Origin of the sequence: Levilactobacillus sp. HBUAS70063 (assembly GCF_038374745.1) — a bacterium.
Classification (GTDB): domain Bacteria; phylum Bacillota; class Bacilli; order Lactobacillales; family Lactobacillaceae; genus Levilactobacillus.
This window is the reverse complement of the sequence record NZ_JBANSM010000005.1, coordinates 107065-129645: the sequence shown is the minus strand read 5'-3', so window position 1 is coordinate 129645 and position 22581 is coordinate 107065. Positions and strand designations below refer to the sequence as shown.

18 protein-coding genes are annotated in these 22581 nt (G+C 53.3%); 11 read left to right on the top strand and 7 right to left on the bottom strand.

Translation table 11 applies throughout. The features are described from left to right. The first annotated feature begins 203 nt into the window (after positions 1-203). From V8I28_RS09130 to V8I28_RS09105, 6 genes are all read left to right on the top strand, one after another. Positions 204-665: an RrF2 family transcriptional regulator gene (locus V8I28_RS09130; RefSeq protein WP_341779814.1), complete on the top strand. Its 462-nt coding sequence runs from the start codon at positions 204-206 to the stop codon at positions 663-665. Positions 666-996: 331 nt separating this feature from the next. Next, positions 997-2010, top strand: a complete 1014-nt coding sequence (locus tag V8I28_RS09125) for a lipoate--protein ligase (RefSeq protein WP_341779813.1) — start codon at positions 997-999, stop codon at positions 2008-2010. 136 nt (positions 2011-2146) lie between these two features. Beyond that, positions 2147-2554, top strand: a complete 408-nt coding sequence (locus V8I28_RS09120; protein ID WP_341779812.1) for a hypothetical protein — start codon at positions 2147-2149, stop codon at positions 2552-2554. 14 nt (positions 2555-2568) lie between these two features. After that, complete coding sequence (locus V8I28_RS09115) at positions 2569-3069, top strand: hypothetical protein (protein ID WP_341779811.1); 501 nt, start codon at positions 2569-2571, stop codon at positions 3067-3069. 519 nt (positions 3070-3588) lie between these two features. Next, positions 3589-4176, top strand: coding sequence for a DUF5776 domain-containing protein (locus tag V8I28_RS09110; RefSeq protein WP_341779810.1), 588 nt, complete (start codon positions 3589-3591; stop codon positions 4174-4176). A gap of 88 nt (positions 4177-4264) precedes the next feature. Further along, positions 4265-5332 (top strand): YdcF family protein, encoded by a 1068-nt coding sequence (locus tag V8I28_RS09105; protein WP_341779809.1) that lies wholly within the window; start codon positions 4265-4267, stop codon positions 5330-5332. Between the two features lie 294 nt (positions 5333-5626). On the opposite strand, the gene V8I28_RS09100 is transcribed toward V8I28_RS09105, so the two are convergent. The 3 genes from V8I28_RS09100 to V8I28_RS09090 all read right to left on the bottom strand — a co-directional run bounded on the left by V8I28_RS09100 (position 5627) and on the right by V8I28_RS09090 (position 8861). Then, positions 5627-6478 carry an SAM-dependent methyltransferase gene (locus V8I28_RS09100; protein ID WP_341779808.1) on the bottom strand — a complete coding sequence of 284 codons (852 nt, stop codon included), beginning with the start codon at positions 6476-6478 and terminating at the stop codon, positions 5627-5629. Positions 6479-6556: 78 nt separating this feature from the next. Further along, entirely contained in the window at positions 6557-6979 is a 423-nt protein-coding gene (locus V8I28_RS09095) for a helix-turn-helix domain-containing protein (RefSeq protein ID WP_341779807.1), read from the bottom strand. Positions 6980-7052: 73 nt separating this feature from the next. Further along, complete coding sequence (locus tag V8I28_RS09090; RefSeq protein ID WP_341779806.1) at positions 7053-8861, bottom strand: M3 family oligoendopeptidase; 1809 nt, start codon at positions 8859-8861, stop codon at positions 7053-7055. Positions 8862-9762: 901 nt separating this feature from the next. On the opposite strand from V8I28_RS09090, the gene V8I28_RS09085 reads away from it, so the two are divergent. The 3 genes from V8I28_RS09085 (at position 9763) to rny (ending at position 13121) form a co-directional block, all read left to right on the top strand. Continuing rightward, positions 9763-10707 (top strand): alpha/beta hydrolase, encoded by a 945-nt coding sequence (locus V8I28_RS09085; RefSeq protein WP_341779805.1) that lies wholly within the window; start codon positions 9763-9765, stop codon positions 10705-10707. Between the two features lie 18 nt (positions 10708-10725). Continuing rightward, complete coding sequence (locus tag V8I28_RS09080) at positions 10726-11418, top strand: YoaK family protein (protein WP_341779804.1); 693 nt, start codon at positions 10726-10728, stop codon at positions 11416-11418. Between the two features lie 98 nt (positions 11419-11516). Beyond that, positions 11517-13121, top strand: coding sequence for a ribonuclease Y (gene rny / locus V8I28_RS09075; RefSeq protein ID WP_341779803.1), 1605 nt, complete (start codon positions 11517-11519; stop codon positions 13119-13121). Between the two features lie 148 nt (positions 13122-13269). On the opposite strand, the gene V8I28_RS09070 is transcribed toward rny, so the two are convergent. Together V8I28_RS09070 and V8I28_RS09065 are read right to left on the bottom strand one after the other, a co-directional pair. Then, positions 13270-14844: a bifunctional metallophosphatase/5'-nucleotidase gene (locus V8I28_RS09070; protein ID WP_341779802.1), complete on the bottom strand. Its 1575-nt coding sequence runs from the start codon at positions 14842-14844 to the stop codon at positions 13270-13272. 596 nt (positions 14845-15440) lie between these two features. Further along, positions 15441-17516: a cation:proton antiporter gene (locus V8I28_RS09065; RefSeq protein WP_341779801.1), complete on the bottom strand. Its 2076-nt coding sequence runs from the start codon at positions 17514-17516 to the stop codon at positions 15441-15443. Between the two features lie 543 nt (positions 17517-18059). Between V8I28_RS09065 and spx the strand changes: the two genes are divergently transcribed. Continuing rightward, positions 18060-18458: a transcriptional regulator Spx gene (spx, locus tag V8I28_RS09060; RefSeq protein ID WP_341779800.1), complete on the top strand. Its 399-nt coding sequence runs from the start codon at positions 18060-18062 to the stop codon at positions 18456-18458. A gap of 251 nt (positions 18459-18709) precedes the next feature. Here spx and V8I28_RS09055 read toward each other — a convergent pair whose 3' ends face one another. Together V8I28_RS09055 and V8I28_RS09050 are read right to left on the bottom strand one after the other, a co-directional pair. Continuing rightward, complete coding sequence (locus V8I28_RS09055; protein WP_341779799.1) at positions 18710-18997, bottom strand: hypothetical protein; 288 nt, start codon at positions 18995-18997, stop codon at positions 18710-18712. 182 nt (positions 18998-19179) lie between these two features. After that, on the bottom strand, positions 19180-20112 hold the full coding sequence (locus V8I28_RS09050; protein ID WP_341779798.1) for a ketopantoate reductase family protein: 933 nt from the start codon (positions 20110-20112) through the stop codon (positions 19180-19182). A 174-nt stretch (positions 20113-20286) separates the two neighbouring features. On the opposite strand from V8I28_RS09050, the gene V8I28_RS09045 reads away from it, so the two are divergent. Then, positions 20287-22260: a S9 family peptidase gene (locus tag V8I28_RS09045; RefSeq protein WP_341779797.1), complete on the top strand. Its 1974-nt coding sequence runs from the start codon at positions 20287-20289 to the stop codon at positions 22258-22260. The last annotated feature ends 321 nt before the right edge of the window (positions 22261-22581 follow it).

Genomic DNA, 22581 nt, shown 5'->3' with positions numbered 1-22581 from the left:
TTAACTTAAAACCATTAAGTTGGTCAATTTGCTTGCTAAACCAATAATTAATGGGGGTGATGTATACAATTATCTGAAAAGTTATGCATGTATATTTCAGATGAGAATCTGCTAAGGGATATCAGCGAAGACGTCTGTTTGCCGAGAGAATGTGGTATGATACCAGTATTGATTACAGACTTTTTGAAAGCGATGGCTAGACGATGAGATTAGACTTTTCCGTTGCCGTGCACAGCTTGCTCTATCTGGACGAGAACCGTCCTCGAAAGATCGCGAGCCGTGAACTGGCAACGTCACTCCAACTAAATGCGGTGATGATCCGCAACATCCTCTCCGTGTTGCACAAGCAGGGCTACATTGAAGGCTCCGTGGGCAAGAATGGTGGGTACCAGTTAATCCGGAGCCTAGACGAGATTAATGTGGGGGAACTCTATGATTTGACGATTCCACCGACCATTAGCTACGCGCGCTTCATCACCGGGGATTCCAAGGGAACCAAGAACACGGACGCCACCGATATTTCGGCGAACATCTCGCAGACGCTGACGGACTTGTTCACGCTGGCCGATGAGGATTATCGTAAGTTTTATCATCAATTTACGATGACGGACCTCAAGCAAGACCTCCACACGCACGGTTATTTCCGTCGACTAATTAACGACTAGATTTGGTGAGCAAAATGCTACTAAACTTTAGTTAGTGGCGTTATAATGAGGGTATAAAATCGAATGGTGACTAAGGCCACCATTAATAACAGTCAGGACCGCCAGGGGTGAACTCTGACGGGGGCTGGGTCCGTGCCGTGTGCATGGGCCTTTTATTTTTGCCGCAAGTACTGGTTGGCCCGGCGCAAACGTTCCCCCAATCCCGCTGAATTTACACATGTTTTTCCATTATATTGACGCTAAATTGTAATCGGTTCCAATGCGTGCTATGATTTATCGTAGCCGGGGTCGTTACCCGGCGATTGGTTAATTCGAAAGGGGTTTTTGAGTTATGTATTGGTATGCCATGAAGTCACATGATATTCGTCACAACTTAGCGACCGAACAGTACTTAATGAACAATAAGCAATTCGATGAACCGCTGGTTTTGTTCTACTACGAGGGACCTTGCATCATCGTTGGGCGGAATCAAAACACGTTGGAAGAAATCAATCAGAAATACGTGGAAGAAAATAACATCACGGTCACCCGTCGGTTATCGGGTGGTGGCGCTGTTTATCAAGATCTCGGCAACCTTTGCTTTAGCTTTGTGGTTGATAGCGATAGCGAAGAATTTGGCGATTTCAAGTCGTTCGTCCAACCCATCGTCGATGCCTTACATGCCATGGGAGCCAAGTCCGTTGAGGTTTCCGGCCGTAATGACATCTTAGTCGATGGCAAGAAGTTCTCCGGTAACGCGATGTACTCGCACAGCGGCAAGACCTTCTCTCACGGAACGTTGATGTTAGACGTGGACCAAGACGTGATTGCTCACGCCTTAAACGTGCCGGAAGATAAGATGAAGTCCAAGGGGATTAAGTCCGTCCGTTCACGGGTCACGAATCTGAAGCCATACTTAGCCCCAGAGTATCAGAACTTGACGGTGCCGGAATTCCGCGACACGTTGTTGAAGGAATTGTTCCACGTGGATAGTCTCGACGCCATTGCCGACAAGGAAGTCCAGATTGCGGATAGCGAACAAGCCGCGATCGACAAGATCTTCAATGACTACTACGCAAACTGGGATTGGGTTTACGGCAATTCCCCAGAGTTCACGGTCAAGAAGCGGCAACACTTTACGGCGGGGACCATCGATGCCCGGCTGTTGGTTGACGGTGGTAAGATTGAAAATATCAAGTTCTACGGCGACTTCTTCGGGCCGAGTGACGCCACGGAATTGGCGGATAAGCTCAATGGTGTGCGGTATGACCGCGAGCATGTGGGTGCCGTGTTGAACAGCGTCAACACGCAACTCTACTTCAACGGGATTGACACCGAAGACGTGCTGAACCTCTTGGTGGATTAAATCTCGTCTAAGAATTGGTGGATTTGCTGATTTTAGCCGCTAGATACGTTAGAATAGAAATTGAAATTGACGAAAGCGTGGTCGATTGTGGCCGCGCTTTTAATTACTTAGCAATTATTGAGGAGTTTAATTCTAAATGAAAGATCGTAACGTGATTGCCTGGGCCATCATTTCGATGTTTGGCTTCCTGGTTATTAATTTTCTGATGTCGCGCTCGTTTGTTGGGTTGACCACGTCTATGGGTGAATTCTGGCGGTCTTCTGCGCTGGCAGTGGCCCTGTATGCCATCACCATTGTCCTGGCTGCCCTAGATTGGCGGCCGTCGTTTTATCTGATGGGGCTGGTCATCGCCATGTACACGCTGGCTTTAATCAGCGTGGTTATCACGATGTGGGGTTACGACCACACCACGTTAATGGTGCGGATTCTGATGTCGGCCGGGAGCATTGCCGTCATGGTGGCCAACGCTTATTGGCTGGTTCTGGCCTTACGGTTACGGAAGGCTGAACGAGACAGACGTGATCGGAAACGATTCGGGCATTAAAACGAGGTGGGTAAATGAAGCGAGAAGTACAAGCATTTATAGATGCAGTAGCAGATGATCAGATTGAACATTTCACGGCGGAGACCACGCAGGCGAAGTTCTTTGCCGATCCGGACGAGGCCATGGCGCCCTTGGCCGCGTTCATCCGACAACAGATTGGCGCGGACCAGCTGGCCCAGGCCGAATTGAAGTTGACCGATACGGCCGTTTCCGTGCGGTTAGAGATGAGTGTGATTAATTTACCACTGCAAGATACCAAGACCATCGGCAAGATTATGGAAACCAATGTGGAGCAAGACCTGAACGTTTACGCGGTCATTGAGACGCCGGATATCAACGTTTCTGGCTTGCGGATCGACGCCTTGGCCCCGGCCACGACGTACGTGGAACAGGCGCAGACGGCCGACCAGAGCCTCCACGACTGGTTGAACTTGCAGATTGAAAAGCTACAGGCGGCGGCCACCAACAAGGAAGAAACGGACGTCAAGAAGTCGTCGACCGCCAAAAAGAAATAGTCTTGCGTAACGGCCATTGCTGTGGTAGTATATTTGGTATGCGATGAGTCGAGAAATCACGCGTTCCTTGCTTGCAAGGGGCGTCCGCGCAAGCGGCTAGGTGAATTTGTCAGCAGGGCACAGATGTCACCGTATTGTGACGTGTCTGATTTTGAGGGAATGTGGATTCCGAGATAAATCCATTCGCTTCGGCGAGTGCTGTGGTAAAAACGTCTGTTTCGTCCTTAGGGATGGAGCGGGCGTTTTTTTTTGCCAAAATTTGAAGGATGTTGACTTATGAAGGAGAACGACTAGCCTTGACTGAAAGCTCGCGGACCGATCCTTCTTCGCTCGCACTAGGACGATCGTTTAAAGAGTGAAGGGCTTTCCTACTAGCAAATGATTGATAGATATAAACAATTTTGAGATTAACTAGCCATACTGTAAAATGTGTGGTATCTTTTTATATAAAATAAATGTTATGGTTATAGCGTACTGAAAACTAATGAACAAGGGCGATAGATGAAGGAGATAACAATGATGATTTTATATCGAGTTTTGTTGGCGATTGGCGTGACGTTGGGCATCGGGTTAATCTGGAATTTTTGTTGGTCGCGCAGTCAGGTCACGGACCATGCCTTAGAGGCGAGCGCCCAGGTGATGGCCCGCTCGGAGCGGGTTCGGTCCAATAGTCCCGTCTTCACGGTCGCCGAGCCATCTCAATCCGGCCGGGAGCCGGCGTTTACTCACACGATCGTGACGCCCAATGATGACTACGCGGTCAAGCTGTACTGGGGTGGCCACTACCGGCGACTGTACGTGACGGCACCGCAGGGCATTAACGTTTATCAGACGAGTCGCTTGACGGGACCGGTGCGCCACATCCGACAGGGCAAGGCAGTCGCCGTGGCGCAGGTTATCAAACGCGGGGAGATGACACGCTACCGCTTGGCCAACGGCACCTACATTACGGGCAACAAGCAGTGGGTTTCGCCCACGCAACCCCGAACGATTAAACAGGTGCGCGCCAAGACAGCCGTTCGACGCTATGAGGACGTGAACCTGACTAAGGTGGTGACGGCTTATCAAAAAGGAACGGTTCCTAACGCGCGGTTCAGTGAGGGCTAATGGCCGTTTTACTGCCGGTCGACAGCGATCGTCTGTTTTTGTGAAATTCATGGTATCCTAAGGGTATCAAGTCTTTTGGAGGCGTTTCATGCAAGACGAATTATTTAACGTTCCCCCGGTTGTCTACTGGGGGTGGCTGGTGCCACTGCTATTCGGTGCGATCTTCTTCATCCGCTATGCGCTTGAGAAACGCCGGTTGAGCAATGGTATTTGGTTTTCGCTATTTTTCTATACCACCATGGCGATGCTGGCGGTCTCCATCGTTGGGTTTGGCAATAAATGGCTGTTTGCCATCAGTCTCATTTTGTTTATCGGCGTCATCCTGCTGATTGGGTTGGCGTTTGCCTTACAAGCCTTTCTCCTGTTGTGGAACGCGTGGATCGTGTGGCGGCGGGAGAGTCATACGCTAGCCAACATGTTGACGCTCTTCTTGGGCGTGGCGATTCTGTTGGCACCGTTCGTGGTTCGGTGGACCTCGTTGTACTTACCCGGGCCGCTGGCGACCTTCATCAATCTGTTTCCCGGGATGGTCATCTTCTACGTGCTCTTCTGGTTCTACAATTATTTGACGATGCTGGTGATTTATCAATTTAACCATCCCCGTTATCGCCAGGACTACCTGATTGTTCTGGGCGCCGGCCTGCTCAATGGTAACGAGGTGTCGCCGTTACTGGGCCAGCGGATTGACCGCGCACTGAAATTCTATCGCAAGCAGCTACGCAAGATTGGCCAGGGACCGGTCATCATCTTTTCCGGCGGTCAGGGCAGCGATGAAACGGTTGCGGAGGGCGTGGCCATGCGGCAGTACGCGATCGACCACGGCCTTCCACCGGAACAGGCGATTGCCGAGGACCAGTCCAAGACGACCTACGAGAATATGGTCTTTTCTAAGCAGATTATCGATGCGCGGGGGACCGTACAACCCAAGATTACCTTCGTGACCAACGGCTACCATACCTTCCGGGCGGGGATGATTGCCCGCAAGGCGGGAGTGCCGGCCAACGGGATTGGCGCCCACACCGCGAAGTTCTTTCTCCCCAACGCCATCATCCGCGAGTATATCGCCATCTTCGTGGGTAACAAGCGCTGGCACGCGATTGCCATTGGATTGATGTTTCTGCTGAGCCTCGTGCTGGTTTGGGCGGAGTACCAATAGACCTAGGGTGACCGCCGCCAGGAAAAAGATGAGCAAGTTTAACTAAAAAAGCAGCCCTAACCATCGCCGGTTAGGGCTGCTTGCGTTATTCATCACGATGGGCTTGGTAGCTCGCGAATGCCGCGTAACCTACTGCCACAATCAATAAAGTACCCAAGCCGTAAAATAAAATATTCCCAAATGCGACCATGACTGGTTCCTCCCTCTGCCGATTAACCAGTAACTATATTATCAAACGGTTAATCGTGGGTAAATAAGTAACGGGTAGTTTTTGCATTTGTAATATTTCGCGCGTTACTTCACGAGGTAGACGTGGTCTTGGACCAGGTCGATTGGCGTAAAATGCCGGTTGAGGTCGCGGGTCGCCTTGTTCTCCAACAGTTCGGCGTGGTCCCAGAAGGCTTCGGAACCGGTGGCCCCATGGGGTTCGCCGATCACCACGAAGTCCACGTCGCGGTGATCGGCACGCATGGCCTGCAGAAGCTCCCAATCTAACGGCAAGCCGTCGGGCGACCAGGACATGACGACCACACCGACTTGGTCCCGGTACTTCTGCCAGGCGTCCACGGCGGCCAGGGGTTCAATCTGGGTCAGGGGATGCCGACCGGTCTCGTTCTCGGCGGTCCAGGCCTGACTGTCCGTGGCGTAAACGGTCTTGTGGGCATCGCGCAGGCCCTTCGAGATGTAGCCGTTGCCCGCCATGACTTCCAACACGGCGCGATCGCCAACGAATTTGGCCAGATCGGCCACGAACGGTGCGGACGTGTAGGCCCACATGCCGTAGTGATTTTCCAAGTAGTCACGGAATGACCGCAAGTCGTGGTCCAGGGCGGGGAGCGCGTCGGTTAGCTCGTTCCACAGCCGATCACCGGTAGCATCGCCCGCGGGATATTGTTCACCGATTTTTTTAAAGATCTGGTCTTGAATGTCGTCGGGTAACTGTAGTAGCGGGACCTGTTGAGGTAAATCGCCCGCGGCTAGCATGCGGTCGGCCAGCAGGACGTTGCTGATGAGAATTTTTGCGGCCGGAATCGCGTTGAATTGGTGGTAGTAGTCCGTCATTCGCGCGATATAAGCCGTCTTGCGTTGGGTTAAGGGTTGGTGTCGAATCTTTTTTTTAAGTTGCCGTAATTTCTTAGGATTCACGAGAAAGGTCCTTTCTAAACTTGACGTGTGGGGAATAACGAAAAAGTCGACCGACAAGCTCCGGCCGACTCTAGGTGGTTAATGATCATCTAAGTGTAGATCCAATTCTTCTTGTTGGTTCGTATCCGGTGGCGTGACCCGATTCTCGCGGCCATGCAGGTAGCCGTCAATCAACTGGTAAATCTCGTAACGGTCGCGGCCGCTCAACAATTCCCGATTAAAGCTCAACTGCTTGCCGGAGAGAAATAAGCGACCAAGATCATACTCATCGCGTTCCGCTTTCCCGGTTAAATAGTCCATGGTGACGTCAAAGTATTCCGCGAGCTTGCGGACCTCAATGAATGAGGGGGTCCGGATGCCCCGTTCCCAGTTACCAATCTGTGACGCCGTATTTGGATGCTCGTCTGGCCCCACGGACTGTTGTTCGTTTAAGGCCGTTGCCAGTTGTTCCAATGTAATGTGTTGACCGCGCCGTAAAGCCCGAAGTCGTTCAGAAAACATTCAACTCACCCGTTTCTTTCGCTAGTCTTTACTTTCATTATACCACTTAGCGTTACTTTTAATCGAAAGTTGACTAGTTGACCAGTGAATCGGTTAGCCGCATGAATTCCGCCACGTCGCGTTTGATTAATTTGACGCCGGCTAGCCAGAAGTCCGGCTTGGTCAGATCGACGCCCAGGTGCTTGCGGGCCAGGTCCTCCGTGGACATGTTGGCCGTATCCCGCAGCAGGGCGATGTAGGCGTCTTCGAAGTTGCCTTCCTGCTGCGCCTTGGCGTAGATGCCGAGACTGAACAGGTAACCGAAGACGTAAGGAAAGTTGTAGAAGGACAGGTCGTCGATGTAGAAATGAAGCTTGCTGGCCCACAGGTGAGGGGAGTAGGTCGACAGGTCATGGCCAAAGGCTTCCTTCTGGGCGTTGAGCATCAGTTCGTTTAATTCCGCCGGCGTGACCAGCTTCTGTTGCCGAAGCTGGTAGAAGCGCGTCTCAAAGAGATAACGGGCCCGAATGTTCAGGAACATCGCTACGGGATTGTCCATCTTGGCATTCAGCAGCGTGATCTTTTCGGCGGGCGTCTGAGCCGCCTTGACGTTGGCGTCCGCCACGATCAGTTCACCAAAGGTCGAGGCTGTTTCTGCCACGTTCATCGCGTAGTCTTGCCGCAGGTACGGGAGGTCTTCCATCACGCTGGAGTGAAAGGCGTGGCCGAGTTCGTGTGCCAGCGTGGAAACATCGTTGGGCGAGCCGGTAAAGGTCATGAAGATTCGGGATTCGTGGGTCTCGGGGGCACTCTCCATCCAGCCGCCGGGAGCCTTTCCCGCGCGGTCTTCGGCCTCAATCCAGTGGTGTTCAAAAGCGTGTTGGGCCAGCGCCGCCATCTTCGGCGAGAACTCGCCGTAGTATTTGATAATAAAGGCGGCCGCCTCGTCGTAGGTGAAGTGGTGGAGGTGACTTCCCGGTAGGTTCAGTGGGGCCTCCACGTCTTGCCAGCCGGCGTGCTTCTTTCCCAGTAGGGCCGCCTTACGGTCGAGGTAGTCGAGGAGAAATTGCTTGTTGTCGTCTACCACCTGCCAGATGGTATTGAGGGTGGCGGCACTGAGTCGGTTGTCCTTCAACGGTTGCCGGAGAAAGTCGGTGGTGCCATGGGCGGCGTACTCGGTGAGGCGGAAGCCGGCCAAATGGTTTAACGTGTCGGCAAAGAGTTGTTCCTTATCCGTCCACGCCTGTTCCCAGGCCGGCAATAACTCGGCGCGGTACTGGGGGTCGGCGTTGCCCAAGAGATTATTGTCCGCTTGACCGGCGGAGAGGGTGAGCGGCTGGCCATTCGCATCGTGGAAGGGGACCGTGACCGTTGCGACCAGCGAATCGTAGTGGGCGCTCCAGGCCGCCTTGCCATCGAGGTCCAGCCGGTTGATGAGGGCTTCCGTCTTGTCATCGAGCAGTTCCTTACCGTCGTTACGCATCTCTTTGAGGTTAAAGGCCAGCGGTTGTAGGTCTGGCTGCGCGAGCATCGCGGCGAAGTTGGCATCGGGCACCTGAACCAAGACCTTCTTGAGCTTGCCACTCACGTTGTCGGCCTGGTTCTCCAGATCGTTTAGCCGGGCATTGACCGGTGCCACATCGGGATTGTTAATATCGGCCGAGCCAACGGCGGAGATGAAGAGGCCGGCCTGGCCAATTCCGGATTCGATGGCTTGAAGCTGGGTGATAATCTTGTTGAACTGCTGATAGTGTGGGGCATCGCTGGCAGCATCCCAGCGGTCCAGTAGGTCGCCTAAGGCCGCGATGGCAGTCTTGAGCTGTGCTAATTTAGCTTTCAGTTGAGCGGAATTGATGCCGCCGCTAAAGAGTGAATCGAGATCCCAATTCAATGAATATTTCATAAGTAACGCCTCCTAGGTCGCCACGTGCTACGGATTATTTTGAACAATAAGTATAGTGAAGCTGGTTGAACATGAAATTGGTAAAAAGCGGGCGTCGTCGGCAGCCTTGTTCGGAGCGGTTCGCCTTGCCGTTCGCGAAATTTAGGCTGGAACGCGGTGGACGGACGTTTTGAGCCAAAGGGCGGTCTCAAAACTCGCTTGGAACCGCCCCAAATCGGTGTTTCCAAGGCACAATTCCCTAACCAGCAAGAATCAGCCGTTAAGGGAATCCCGCGGCTGAGTTCATCTTGGGCTTCACTCCCGGCTACGGTGGTGTTAGCTATAGCAATGACCAACGGCGTGACAGACGGGACTACGGTAATTCTGGTCCAACACTAAGGTCAAGCTAAGCCACCAGTTTGTGCCTACCAAGAGTTCTGACACGGTGATGGCCTTCAGCAGAAGCTAACGAGGGCTCACCGAATATGGGCGCATGTCCTGAACTTAGCGTTATGGTTGACTGACCATATGTAGCCGTGAGTGAAGGGAAATCTAGGCTCAGCCGGGGGATTTAGGGGCGATTTTAGCCGCTAAATCGGTGACTTTGAGACGGTGGTTTTCCGGCTCAAAGCAAGGCTCGAGACCGCCCTGTGGCTCGGGCCGGCCTTCCCCAGCGATCCAGCCTAGATTCCACGAACGGTAAGGCGGCCAGCTCGGACAGTAGTGCTGACAACGGCCAAATTCCTTTAGCTGATTCCCGTCAGCCTTAGTTCAGTGAGGCTAATCATCAGTCGGGCACGGGTTGTGCTCATTATAGCAAACTTCGTAACGATTGCGCTGGTCCAAAGAACTTCGTATACTATCACAAGAGAGAAATGTGGCCGCTAACAGCTAGTGGTCCGAGAATTGGGAGGCAACAATTGTGAGTAAACGTAAAAAATGGGGGCTCATCAGCCTAGGGATTTTGGTCGTTGTGATTATTGGCGGCTTGTTGGGGGCGAGCCTGTACTTCTACAACATGACGGTCGCTAGTGGCAAGAAGAGCTTCGTGGCCACCAGCACCACACTGAAGAAGACCGACCCTTTGTATCACCAGAAGAAGTGGTATCGAGACGTCGCGAAGCAACATTGGACGGAGAAGGCGGTCGGGACAAATCTAAACTTAGTGGCCGATTATATTCCTGCCGCTAAGGCCACCAAGAAGACGGTGGTCTTGGTCCACGGCTTCGGGTCGAACAAAGAAGCCATGGGCGGTTATGTGGCGATGTTTCACCAACTGGGCTACAACACACTCATTCCCGATACGCGTGGTCAGGGACAGAGCCAAGGCAAGGTCATCAGCTACGGCTACTACGAGAGCAAGGATTATTTGAAATGGGTCAAGCAAGTCATCGCCAAGCAGGGTCCCCAGTCACAAGTCGTTTTATTCGGCGTGTCCATGGGGGGCGCCACGACCATGATGACCAGTGGCCTGAAGACGCCGCGGCAGTTGAAGGCCTATATTGAAGACTGCGGCTATACCGATGCACAGGCGGAGATTACCTATCAAGCCAAGCAGATGTATAACATTCCTTATTGGCCACTGGTTCCCCTGACCATTGCGGTGGCCAAGGCGAAGGCCGGTTTTAATTTCAAAGACGCCAACGCTTTGGCGGCGGTGAAGAAGAATCATAAGCCGATGTTATTTATTCACGGTGGCGCCGATACGTTCGTGCCAACGCGGATGGTTTATCAGGTTTATCGCGCCGATGCCGGACCGAAGCAATTGCTAGTGGTGCCCGGTGCTAAGCATGCCGCGGCCTTGTCCCACAGTCCGGCTCGTTACGAACGAAAGGTCAAGGCATTTCTCGCCGAATACGTGCACTAAGTTAAGGAGATGAGGGCCATGGAACCCGTGGTCACCAAGCAATTTCGCCCGTTAACCGAGACCATTCTGGCCCTGGGAGCGACCCTATTGATGGGGATCATTGATGTCGATACGTTTCTGGAACACGGCGAGGCCTTCGTCAGCGCGCAGACCGGGAATCTCGTGGTCGGCGTGGTCAAATTGGTCACGGACGGCTGGCAAGCGGCCTGGACCAACGGCTTCGTGTGGGTCGGCTACTTTATGGGGTGTTTTGTGGCGCAGGGCTTGAGCGAACGCCTGAGTCGGGGAAATCCGCGGCATCAATTGCGGTGGCTAATGGTCTTGGACGTCGTGGCCTATACGGTTATTGCCTTTTTTCAGCGAGATTTAAGCGATCCGTGGCTGTTATTTCTTCTGGGGATCGTGGCCGGCTATGAACTGACGACCTTTCGCCAGGTGGGCGGGGTCGCCATCAACAATGGCATCATGACCGGTAATACCAAAGGGTTAGCGACTAGCTGTTACCAGGCGATTTTTGACCACGACCGGGTTGCGCGGCACCGGTTATTTCAGTTGCTGAGTGTCCTGACGACCTTTCTACTGGGCTGTGCGCTGGGCGTATGGCTGGCCAACGTCGCGGTCTTGGATGTCCTGTGGGTCGCCAGTGGCTTCAAGGTGCTACTACTCGTCTGGCTATTTATTCCGGCCGCCATGGAAAAACCAGCCGAGTGAACGGTTGGGTTGTGGCCGTAAATAGCGTATAATTAACAAGATAAGAGACCAACCCACCCGAGACCACCTCGGGAGTGAAAACTAAGGAGCACAGCATATTGTTAATAACAGGACTAGTCATCGGTCTGTTGTTGATCGGGCTGGTGCTCGGCTACCTAGTCAGACAGCGGCAGCATCGCGCAGAATTATTGGCGGTGCAAGCCAAAGCCCGCGACATTATCGCCCAGGCGACCGAGCAGACTAAAGAAAAGGTGGATCGACTCAACGAGAAAAGCCGACGCACCACTTTGGCCTATCAACAATCCGTAAAAGACGAACTGACCGAACAACAACGAGATATTCAGGTAAGAGAACAGCGGCGGCAACAGCGTGAAAAGTTGTTGGGCCAAATGGCCGTGCGGTTGGATGACCAAACGGCGATGTTAGACGAACGCAGCCAGGCTAACCGTGAGCAACGGCAGGCCATTCATCTTCTGCACGATCAGGCCGGTCAACTCCGCGAGAAGCGTGAGGAGACCTTGGCTGATCAGGCGGGGATGGATGTGAAGGCTGCCCAGGATAAAGTGGTTCAAGACACCGAGTTGGCCTTGAAGCGCGACCGTGATGTCGAGGTAAAGGCCTTGAATGACAACGCGGAGGCCAGCGCCGAACGGTGGGCCAAGGACGTGGTGCTTTCCGCCACTGAAAGTGGCCCCCAGGATTTGCCCAAGGAACACTTGGAACACACCGTCACCGTTCCCAACGGTGAGATTCGCAGTAAGATTATTGGTCGCGAGGGCCAGCACATTCGGCTCCTCGAGACGTTGACTGGGACGGATTTGATTTTTGTTCCGGACGACAACACCGCGTTATTTATTAGCACGCACGATCCGATTCGCCGTGAGGTGGCCCGTGTGGCCCTGACGAATCTCGTGGCGAGTCGGCGGATTTCGGCGACCCAGATTGAAACGCAGGTCGAAAATGCCCAACGTGACGTCAACCACAGCCTGTGGGAGACCGGGGAACAGACCGTCAGCCTGCTTCACGTGGGGTGGATGCATCCCGATCTGATGAAGCTGATTGGCCGGCTCAAGTACCGGACCAGTTATGGGCAAAACGTCCTCCTGCATTCGACTGAAGTGGCCCAGTTAACCGGAGCCATGGCGGCGCGGTTGGGCTACAACACTCGACTCGCGCGGCGGGCCGGCCTGCTTCATGACTTGGGGAAGGCCATTGACCACGAAGTCGAGGGCACCCACGTGGAGATTGGGACGGAGTTTGCGCAGAAGTATGGCGAAGATGAAGTCGTTATCAATGCGATTGCGGCCCATCACGGCGACGTTGAGAAGACGTCGCCGCTGTCCGACTTAGTCGCGGCGGCCGATGCCATCTCCGGCGCGCGGCCGGGGGCCCGAAGTGAATCGGTTGAGGATTATATCAACCGACTGCGGGCGCTGGAAAAGATTGCCAACGACCAGGAAGGCGTTTCGGAAAGCTATGCCATTCAGGCCGGTCGGGAATTGCGGATTATCGTGAAACCCAAGGAGTTGGACGACCACGCGGCGGCCAACCTCACGCAGGAAGTAGCCAAGCAGATCGAATCGACGTTAACCTATCCCGGCAAGATTAAAGTCACCACGATTCGCACGTCCACGGCGGTCGAATACGTGGGCGACGAGAAGAAAAAGAAGAAACACAAGAAGAAAAAGGCAGCCAACGCGTAGCGCGTGAACCGCCGGAAAGCAGACAGGTACTGTTCGAGTTGGCGGGGACCTGCCTGTTTTCATTTTGACGAAATCTAAAAAGAGCCGTTATCACGAGCATCTCATTTGAGAGATAACCGTGATAACGGCTTTTTAGCAACGCCAAAAATTATTCGGGATCGTAAACCACGGTGAAGTTCTTGTTCGCAGTGGCGTCGATCGTCGGGTGGGCCTGCAGGTAGTCGGCGATGATTTCGCTCATGGCACCTTGGCTTTCGGCCCGAATCTTGTCGGCACTGTACATCGGGTAGTGGCCACCACCCACCGCGCGATATTGGTTCAGCGCGATCCGTAGGTGTTGGTCATCGGCAATGGGTTGGCCGTGGTACGTCAGGTTTTCGATGCGGTGACCCATGGGTTTGGCCACGTTGATGCGGTAGTCAATTCCCTCGTACATGTCGTAGTTGTATTGCCGCCGTTTGGGATGGATAAAGGCGGGATTGACGATGATTTGACCGTTCTGTGAGCTGAAATAGCGGGCGGTCACTTCCAACGCCCCCTTGAGGTCCGCGCCGGTAATGTTCAAGAGGGACAGGCCGTTGGGATAGACGTAGTTGGTCATGATGTTTCGCATGGTAATCGGATTTTCAAAGCCACGAGCTTCATCGTTGAAGAGGGCGGTAGCGGAAATATCCGCCCCCATCGTGGCCATTTGGACTTTTTGAATGAATTCAATGTACGGTGTCTCGTCGATCCGAGCGGCGAAGGGGTCGGTGAAGGTCATATCGCCCTTGATGTGGCCGAGCGGTTGATCCAGCCAGTGGCCGACCTCGCGATTCAGGCCATCCGCGGCGGTCAGCACCTTTTCATCAAGCGGGGCTTCGGCGGCGGAGACTAGTTCCGAGTCGTGGTCGACCACGGTAATCTTGCCGGTCGCGTCCCGTTCCAGGTCTAGGGTAATCTTACCGATGGCCTGACCTCGGAAGCCGGGTTGGGTCGTGGGAATGTCAAAGACGTCCGTGGCTAACTGCCGGTGTTGGTGACCGGTGACTAAGGCGTCGATGCCCGGAATGGCCTCTAAAATGTGGTAGGCTTCGTTTTCGCCAACGTGAATGTCATTGGGCTTACCGGTGGTTAAATCGCGCTCAAAACCGCCGTGATAGCACACCACGACGATGTCAGCCTGTTCACGGATGATGGGCACATATTTTTTCGCGGCTATGTAGGCGGATTCGAACTGTAAGCCGCTAATGTTAGTGGCCTTTTCCCACTTGTAGACGGCCTGGGTGGTGAGCCCCAAGACGCCAATCTTGATGCCATCTTTTTCGAGAATACGGTAGGGTTGACCGTACTCGGGGTCGCCATTGCTGTCCAAAATATTGGCACAGAGAATGGTTCGTTTGGCGTCCCGAATCGCGGCCTGCAGGTAATCTTGGCCATAGTTAAACTCATGGTTGCCTAAAATACCGCAATCATAGTCAATTTGATTGTAAATGGACATCAACGGCCGGGGATCGCGGTCGGGTTTGACCCGGGCCACGTAATAGGCCAGTGGCGAGCCCTCCAAAAAATCACCGTTTTCAATGGTCACGACCGGCCCCTGAGTCTTGGCAGCGGCCTGTTCTTGAGCGATGACGGTGGCTGCTCGGGCCAATCCGAAGCCCAGGTGACTGCCCTTCTTCACGTAATTCGTGGGGAAGACGTACCCGTGGGTATCGCTTGTGGATAAAATTGTCAGCTTCATTAGATCTCACCCTCCAATAACGTCTAACAGATTATTAGCGAACAGCCGCCAAATCTATAACGTGTTAAAGAAATTATAAGCTAGTTTGTACCGAGTGTAAATTTACGATGGCAAATTATCTGCAATTATGAGGAGTTTTCTCACAATTTAGGGGGTAAAAGGTTGGGGTAACCGTTTTCTTTTTGGGAAGTGGTGGTTAAGGCTTTGGTTGGTTTGGGACGTTGGATTTGTTCCCGCCAATCCTCTCCGGAGATTTGCGGCCTCCGAAACGTGCTCGCCCCGGCAGGTCCCTGCGCTTAGAAAGCTAAGTGACTCCTGCCCGGTGTAGCCGAACAGAAGCCCCTTAGCTCCCTAATGCTCAGGACCTAAGCGCCGGGGGTCGCACTCTTACACAAAAAAACAGCAACCGAACCACATTGTCCGCGTTGCTGCTGAAAAACGTTTATTACGTTTGGAGTTGGCCGGTACCATAGCGGGCCGACCGTAATTTTTACTTTGGAGGAGTAAAATTATCAACTTATTCGTTCGTAAATTCGTAAGTTATGTGGCTAACTATAACAGGTAATTGTGAAGAAAATATGACGGTGGCGGAAAAATTAGTCGGCTCCAGCGATTTCTTGGGTGTATAACATCTGGTCGGTCAAGACCTGTTGATAGAGCTCATCGGCCAGTGCCGCGGGGATTGTGCCGGCCGTCTTCTGTTGGCGAATATAAGTATATTCGTACTGGAAGGCCTGAATAAATAATTCGTTTTGATGATCATTGGTCATCGATTTTTCGAAACGCCGGTGCCGAGCATTATAGTAGTTTCGCACGGAATTGACCTCCGCTTGGTTGTCGACCGTGGAGATGCGCGTTAGAAAATCAATGACGTTGGTGTAAATGTCCTGTTCAATCTTCAAGAAGTTTTGCCGACGACGGTCGTTGGCCCGGGGATCTCGGCGCGGAGATCGCTGTATCCGTTGGGTCTCCTGCTGAATCCGTTGCGCCTGTAGCCGTTCCTGTTCCGGCGTATGCGGGCTGGCTTGCAGCCGCTGTTGTTGCCGGGCAATCCGTTGTTTACGGCGCCACTTGCGGCTGAGCATGAACTTCGCGCGGTGCCAAATGAAGCGGAACCACAGGGACAGGTTGACGAAGGGATTGTGGCTACTCATTTGCGACTTCAAGACCAGTAGTCGGACGTAGCGGTTGGCGTAGCTGTTAGGGATGACCCCGGCATCCGCCAAATGTTGGACGGTCTGGACCTCGATGTGCGTGGCCTGATTGAGCAGGTCGCGCGTCTTCTTCTTGTCCGGTCGCGCCCCGGTCGCCTGGCTGTTGAGAACCTCAATCACCGATTGCGTGGCCGCGGGATTGTCCGGATTTTCCTGAACCAATCGCTCGGAGGCATACGCCACAAGGGCTTTGCGTTCCTGCGCGATGGTTGCGGGGTCCACGGCGACCTGTTTCTTCGGTAAAATGAAGGGCAGAATCAGCGTCGGCACTAGGAGACTCAGGATAATCACGATAGCAGCGATAAAAATCATGGTATTACGGAAGGGAAAGGCCGCGCCGCGAAGGGTGAGGGGCAGTGAGAACGCCATGGCGAGGGTGATGGTTCCGTGAACGCCAGAGAGTGCGCCAATCAAGGCATTGTGCGGCCGCTCTGACTTTTCGGAACGAATCAGGGCCCAGTCGAGGCGAATCCAGAGGTACCGAAGGGCCAACATGACCAGATATAAGATAACGGCCAGAAGAATATAACGCGTTAATGATTTATCATGATCCTGTTGAATATTTACCCACACGGTGGGGAGCGAGACCCCCAGCAAGACGAAGACGAATCCGTTTAAAATATTGGTGAAAATCCCCCAAGTAGATCGCGATACCAACTGTAATTGCGTGCTGGAGAGCCGCAGCTGGTTGGTCGAGGCGCTGTAGATGAGGCCCGCGGCAACGACCGCCAGGATTCCCGATAGTTCAAGGTGTTCGGCGGCCAGGTAGATGAGAAAAGGCACCATGATGTCGAAGGGGACGATGACACTCGTGGAGTCTTTGCCACTCTGGACCAGGTAAACGCGGACCATGACGGCGGCAATCCCTAGAACCAGACCGATGAGGAGTCCCCCCAAGAAGACCACAAAGAAGTGCTTGATCCCATCGCCCACCGAGAACTGACCGGTGGTAAACGCGGCGAGGGCGAGATTGAAGGCGACCAAGCCGGAGGCATCGTTGAAGAGGGATTCGCGCTCCAACATGCCCATGACTCGCTCGGGAACGGCCATGTTGCTGGTGATTGAGGAGACGGCCACGGCATCCGTCGGGGTGACGATGGCGGCGAGCGCGAAGGCCAGAGCCAGCGGGATCCCAGCGAGTAGGGCGTGGCTGAGATAGCCCATGCCAATGACGGTCAGTACCGCCAGAACGACGGCCATGGAAACGATGGACCCCACGTTTCTGCGGAGCTCATGGGCGTTGGCGTTTTGCCCGTCGTAGAACATTAACGGGGCAATGATGATGAGCATGAACATCTCGGGCTCTAGGATAAAGTGGTGGTACATCGGGACCAACGAGAGCAAGGCGCCCATGAAGATTTGGTAAAAGGCTTTCGGAATCACCGGAAAATAAGGGTAGATGGTGTTGGCGACGATGGTTGCTAAAATCAGTAAGATGACGGCGTAAAAGGCTATCACGACAAACTCCTCCCACAAAATAACGTTAGTGTTGCCCTTATTCTACGCTCCTCGGTCCGAAAAGCACGGGAAAATTAAACGGAAAAAGATAAAATTAGCCATTTTGGTTGGTTTGGGTAAGCGCTTTTATAAACCGAGTCAAAATCCATAATGAATAATAAAACACAATAAATGAATATTAATACATTAGAGCCGAAAAGAGACGCCTGGCACGTTCTTTTTGGGCTGATTGGGTGATAATTGGAGATAGTTACGTCACTTAGATAACTTTGTGGAGACCTTAGCGGCGGTATTGACGGCCCTAATTGCCATTTATCACAAACTTATTTTACTCATGGAAAATAGTTGGCAAACCCAACCAACCCGCTAAGAAATGTCGGGTGCTATTTAGAAAGTTTCCAAAAAGGGTTGATTATTCATTCAATTGTGGTAACATATAAGTTGGTTCTACTAGATAGTTCAGTGAAATATTCGGGGGGAACCAGAACAAGTCAGTTGTTTTTTCTATTGTTACTCAATCCAACGATAAGGAAGTGCTTAGATATGATCAATTTATATATTGCGCCAAGTAGCGCATCTAGTCGGAAGGCACGGGCATGGCTGAAGGCACATGACATTGCGTTTAACGAACGGAATATCAAGTCCAAGCCATTGAACGCCGCCGAAGTTAAGCAGATTCTCCGCTTGACTGAAAATGGTAGCGAAGACATCATTTCTACCCGGTCAAACGTCTTTAAGGAATTACACGTTGACCTTGATAGTCTTTCCGTTAGCCAACTTGTCGACTTAGTTGTTAAGTATCCTGACCTCATCAAGCGGCCAATCATCTTTGATGATAAGCGCTTGGAAGTCGGCTACAACGAAGAGAAAATTCGCCGGTTCTTACCACGTGAAGTTCGGACAGCCGAATTACACCATTTGGAATCACAATTAAGCTCGTAGGCCGAATCGATCAGTTCTCGGGGGAGTGCTGGTCGGTTTTTTGTGGGCAGAGCAAGCTAAACCTATAAATAAGCAAAGCGATTATCAACAGCCGAAGTGACTGTGGGTAATCGCTTTTTTCGTGAGTGAAGAACTGAAAGGCGTGGGACAAGCGACTACCGTTTGGCGCACGCTGTGATTATTTAAATTAGACGCACAAGAGCCCGGGCGGTTTCGTCCCAGGCTCTTGAATGAATTTTATCAGAAAGTAACTATGCGTGTTGTTGCTTACGATAGCTCCGGGCCATATTGGTGTAGCCGAGCTGCTCCAAGGTGTCTACCACGGTCGCTTCGATGGTCCCGGTAGCAACGACGTCGAAACCCGCCAATTGGGCGACAATGAGGCTTTCGACTCGGTGCACGACCGTGGGATCGTTGGTCAATGCCGTGAGCGCCGCATGAATTTGCCGGGGATTAAACGGAACGTGCTCCCCAGCTAAATTTTCCACGGTGAGGCCACCCGGATACATGGTAGTCTGTGATCTTCTTAAAACGTCCATCGTCTCTAGCCCTCCTAGGTTTGCCGAACCCGTTAAGCGCATGTGCTAACGTACGGTCAAAATTAACTATAGGTCTATGGTACGATGAATTTCAGGAAAATACAACTAGATATAGTACAAAAGTGTGAGACTTTTCTACATATGGTAGTGAAACCACAGAGCGTGGTGTACCAATTTCTGCGTTACTTGATACCCTTCAGGCTTTCTTGACTGTGAATTAACTGGGCGAGCAAGGCATTGGTCGGCGCGGGCACATTGAGTTTAGCACCGAGCCGGGCCACGTAGCCGTTGAGAAAGTCGATTTCGGTTGGCCGCTTCTTGGCCATATCCTGATGCATAGAAGGGTAGTGCCCGCCGTTCTTGCTGGGGTCGAATTGTGCGGCGATTAACGCCGTGACGTCGGCCGCGCTGAACTGAATCTTTGCCGCGGTGGCCACGGCCTCAAATTCGTTGAGCACGGCATCGTTGAGGGTCCGCCAGTTGGGTAATCCGCCAAATTCGGCGATGTTGCAGTCAAACAACGTGCAGTAGGTATTGAGAACGCTGTTCAGACCGGCCTTTTTCCAGATGGCGGCCAGAACATTTTCGGCGGGGCTGGCGTTTAAGCCGGCGCCATTGAGCGTGGCAATCAAGCCGGGCAGGTCGGGAAACTTTTCCGGGACGATGGCCTGTAGCGAGATACTCCCGGTCCCGGTTACCGTGATGTGGCCCGGCCCGGTCAGACTGGATGACCAGACGGTGGTTCCGGCAACCACGTGGTCCTTAGAGACGTGTCGTTCAATAGTTTCGATATTGCCAATGCCGTTGGCTAAGGTTAACACGGCTGGTTGATTGTCTAAGACCCCGCTGAGTTGTTGGAGCATCTGGTCCATCTGCATGGCTTTCGTGAAGAGAATGACCAGATCAAAGTGTTCGGTAACGTCCTGCGGCGCCTTGGCCGTCATGTGGTAGACGTGGTTGGTTCCGTCATCGGTGGTCACGGTCAGGCCTTGTTGGTTGATGGTGGCGACGTGGTCGGCCCAGTTGTCGATCAACGTGACCTGGTTACCAGCTGATTGAAGTTTTACGCCAAAACGACTACCCATGGCACCCGCGCCGGCAATTGCAATTTTCATTTTAAGCTCACTCCTTCTGAATTAGTTACTTCCAGTGTAGCAGGTTTCCTCGCGTCGTGGGTTGGCAATCCTCGGGATGATGAATTGACATCCGGTCGGTGCTGGCTTAATATTGGACACAACTGTTTGATGAGAAAACAATGAGAAAAATTATAAAAGCAAGGAGCGCTAGATATGACACAAGGTGTACAGGCACAAGATTTGTTTGACTTAAAGTCGGTGTCGCAAGCGTTAGCGGCTGATGACCAGGTCTATTTCGTCGAGAATAGCATCGATGCCGCCAGCAACAGCTACCAGTCCCGACTCAAGCGGGCGAATCCGGCGGGAAACGTTCAGGACGTGGCGACTAATGGTCGGCTGAACGTTCAACCCGCGGTGGCCGGGAAACAACTCTACTACGCAGCAACGGTGGGCGACGCTAAGCCTCAACTCTTCACGGTGGAAACTAACGGGGGTGAGTCGACCCAGTTGACTACTAATACGCCCGATGAAGCAGTGACGGCGGTAATGGCGACGGCAGATGGTACGAGTATTTACTTCACCACGACCGAAACGACCGAGTTACCGAAGCTCCCCAATCAGGAAAAATTTCCTCAAACGCGTCACGTGACGCGGCTAATCAATAAGGCCGATGGGTATGGCTGGCTTCCACAACGCGTGACGTATCGTTTACGACGCTACGTTCCTGCGACCGGTGTCGTGGAGGAGGTGGCCCAGCACGGTTTTGCCTTCGACTTAACCTCGGTCAGCGCCGATGGTCGGTACGTCACGCTCCTTCACGATGCGCAACCCGCCAACGACCGTGACTTTACCCACCACGCCTATCGCTTGGATACGCAAACCGGTGTGGAAGTTGACCTGACGGCAAGCTTTAGCCACGGCCATTTCGAAGACGCCACGCTCTCACCGGATGGCCGGCGAGTTGCCTTGGTCGGCGATAACGGCGCGGCTGGGCGGCACACGGTGGCCAACGTTTACGTGGTGCCGGCAACCGGCGGCGAGTTGGTCAGCTTGACCGATGAGTTAGACGCGGACCCGGCTCCGGAATTTGCCGGCGACTTCGTCCAGCAACCCGGAACAAAATTGGTTCGCTGGTTGGATGCGCAGCGGGTGGTCTTCGTCACGGCCTTTCACGGCCACAGTCAACTTTACGTGGGCAACGAGGCGGGAATTCAGTTGGTCGATGATACGGCCCGTCAGATTGTTGACTTTGACGTGATTGATGGGGAAACGCTGGCGCTCAGCGTGTCCTATCAGGACTGCCCTAGTCAATTGGTCACCTTCCCACTGGCCGGGGGCGAGGAGACCGTGCGTTACGATCCCAACGCCGCCTACGAGGATACCCATGAGTTCGCGCACCCACAGCGCTTCGATTACACTGCTGCGGACGGACAAGCGTTGGAGGGGTGGTATTTACCCGCTCTGACGACGGCGGGTAAGACGCCCGTGCTCCTGTACGTTCACGGCGGCCCGCACGCCAACTACGGCGAGGCCTTCTTCTATGAATTTCAGGTCCATGCCAGCCGGGGCTACGGTGTGGTCTTCTTCAATCCACGAGGGTCGACCAGCTACGGCCAAGCCTTCGAGAGCCACGTCAATGGGCATTACGGTGAAGATGATTATACCGATGTCATGACGGGGCTGGACGTGGCCTTGAAGACCTTCCCCGAATTGGATGCGGACCGGCAGTACATTGCTGGGGGCTCATACGGGGGCTTTATGACCACGTGGGCGGTGGGGCACACCCAGCGCTTTGCGGCGGCCGTGGCCCAACGTTCGGTGACGAATTGGATTAGTTTGTTTGGCATCAGCGACATTGGTTTTTACTTTAATCCGGAGGAACTGGGCGTCGATCTCTTTGCGGATGGTGGGTTTACGGCCTACTGGCAACAGTCGCCGTTGGCTTACGCCCAGCATGTGACGACGCCGATTCGCCTGCTTCACGGGGAATGGGATATGCGTTGTCCTATCAGTCAGTCCGAGGAATTTTTCACCGCGGTCAAACGTAACGGGGTCGATGCGGACTTCATTCGCTATCCCCAGAGTTTCCACGGGGTCTCCCGCAACGGCTTGCCTAGCCTGCGGATTCAACGGATTGATGACATGACGAGTTGGTTTACGGCCCATCCGGCGGTTAAACGGGACTAACACCCGTGGTTGCCAAAACTAGTGTTATTCTGCAATTCATGGCGTTAATCTTAGTCGTTTACAGTTTCGCAGTGGAAAGTGGTCGCCTTATCGTTCGCCAAATAGGGGGTGGATCGCGTTGGGCGGACGGGCCTGATAAGCGGTCTTGCTTTGCTCCAATCCGTATTTGATGAACTCTTGGTTATAAGGGCGATGGTCAATTACCCCAGAGAACCCCTAATTGTTGACAATTTCCGGCGTGGGGCGACTTGGGAGACTTGCGGGTTTGGCAAGGCTTCCAAGCGAACCGGAAGCCCGCCTCTCAGGCTGAAGGTGTCCCCC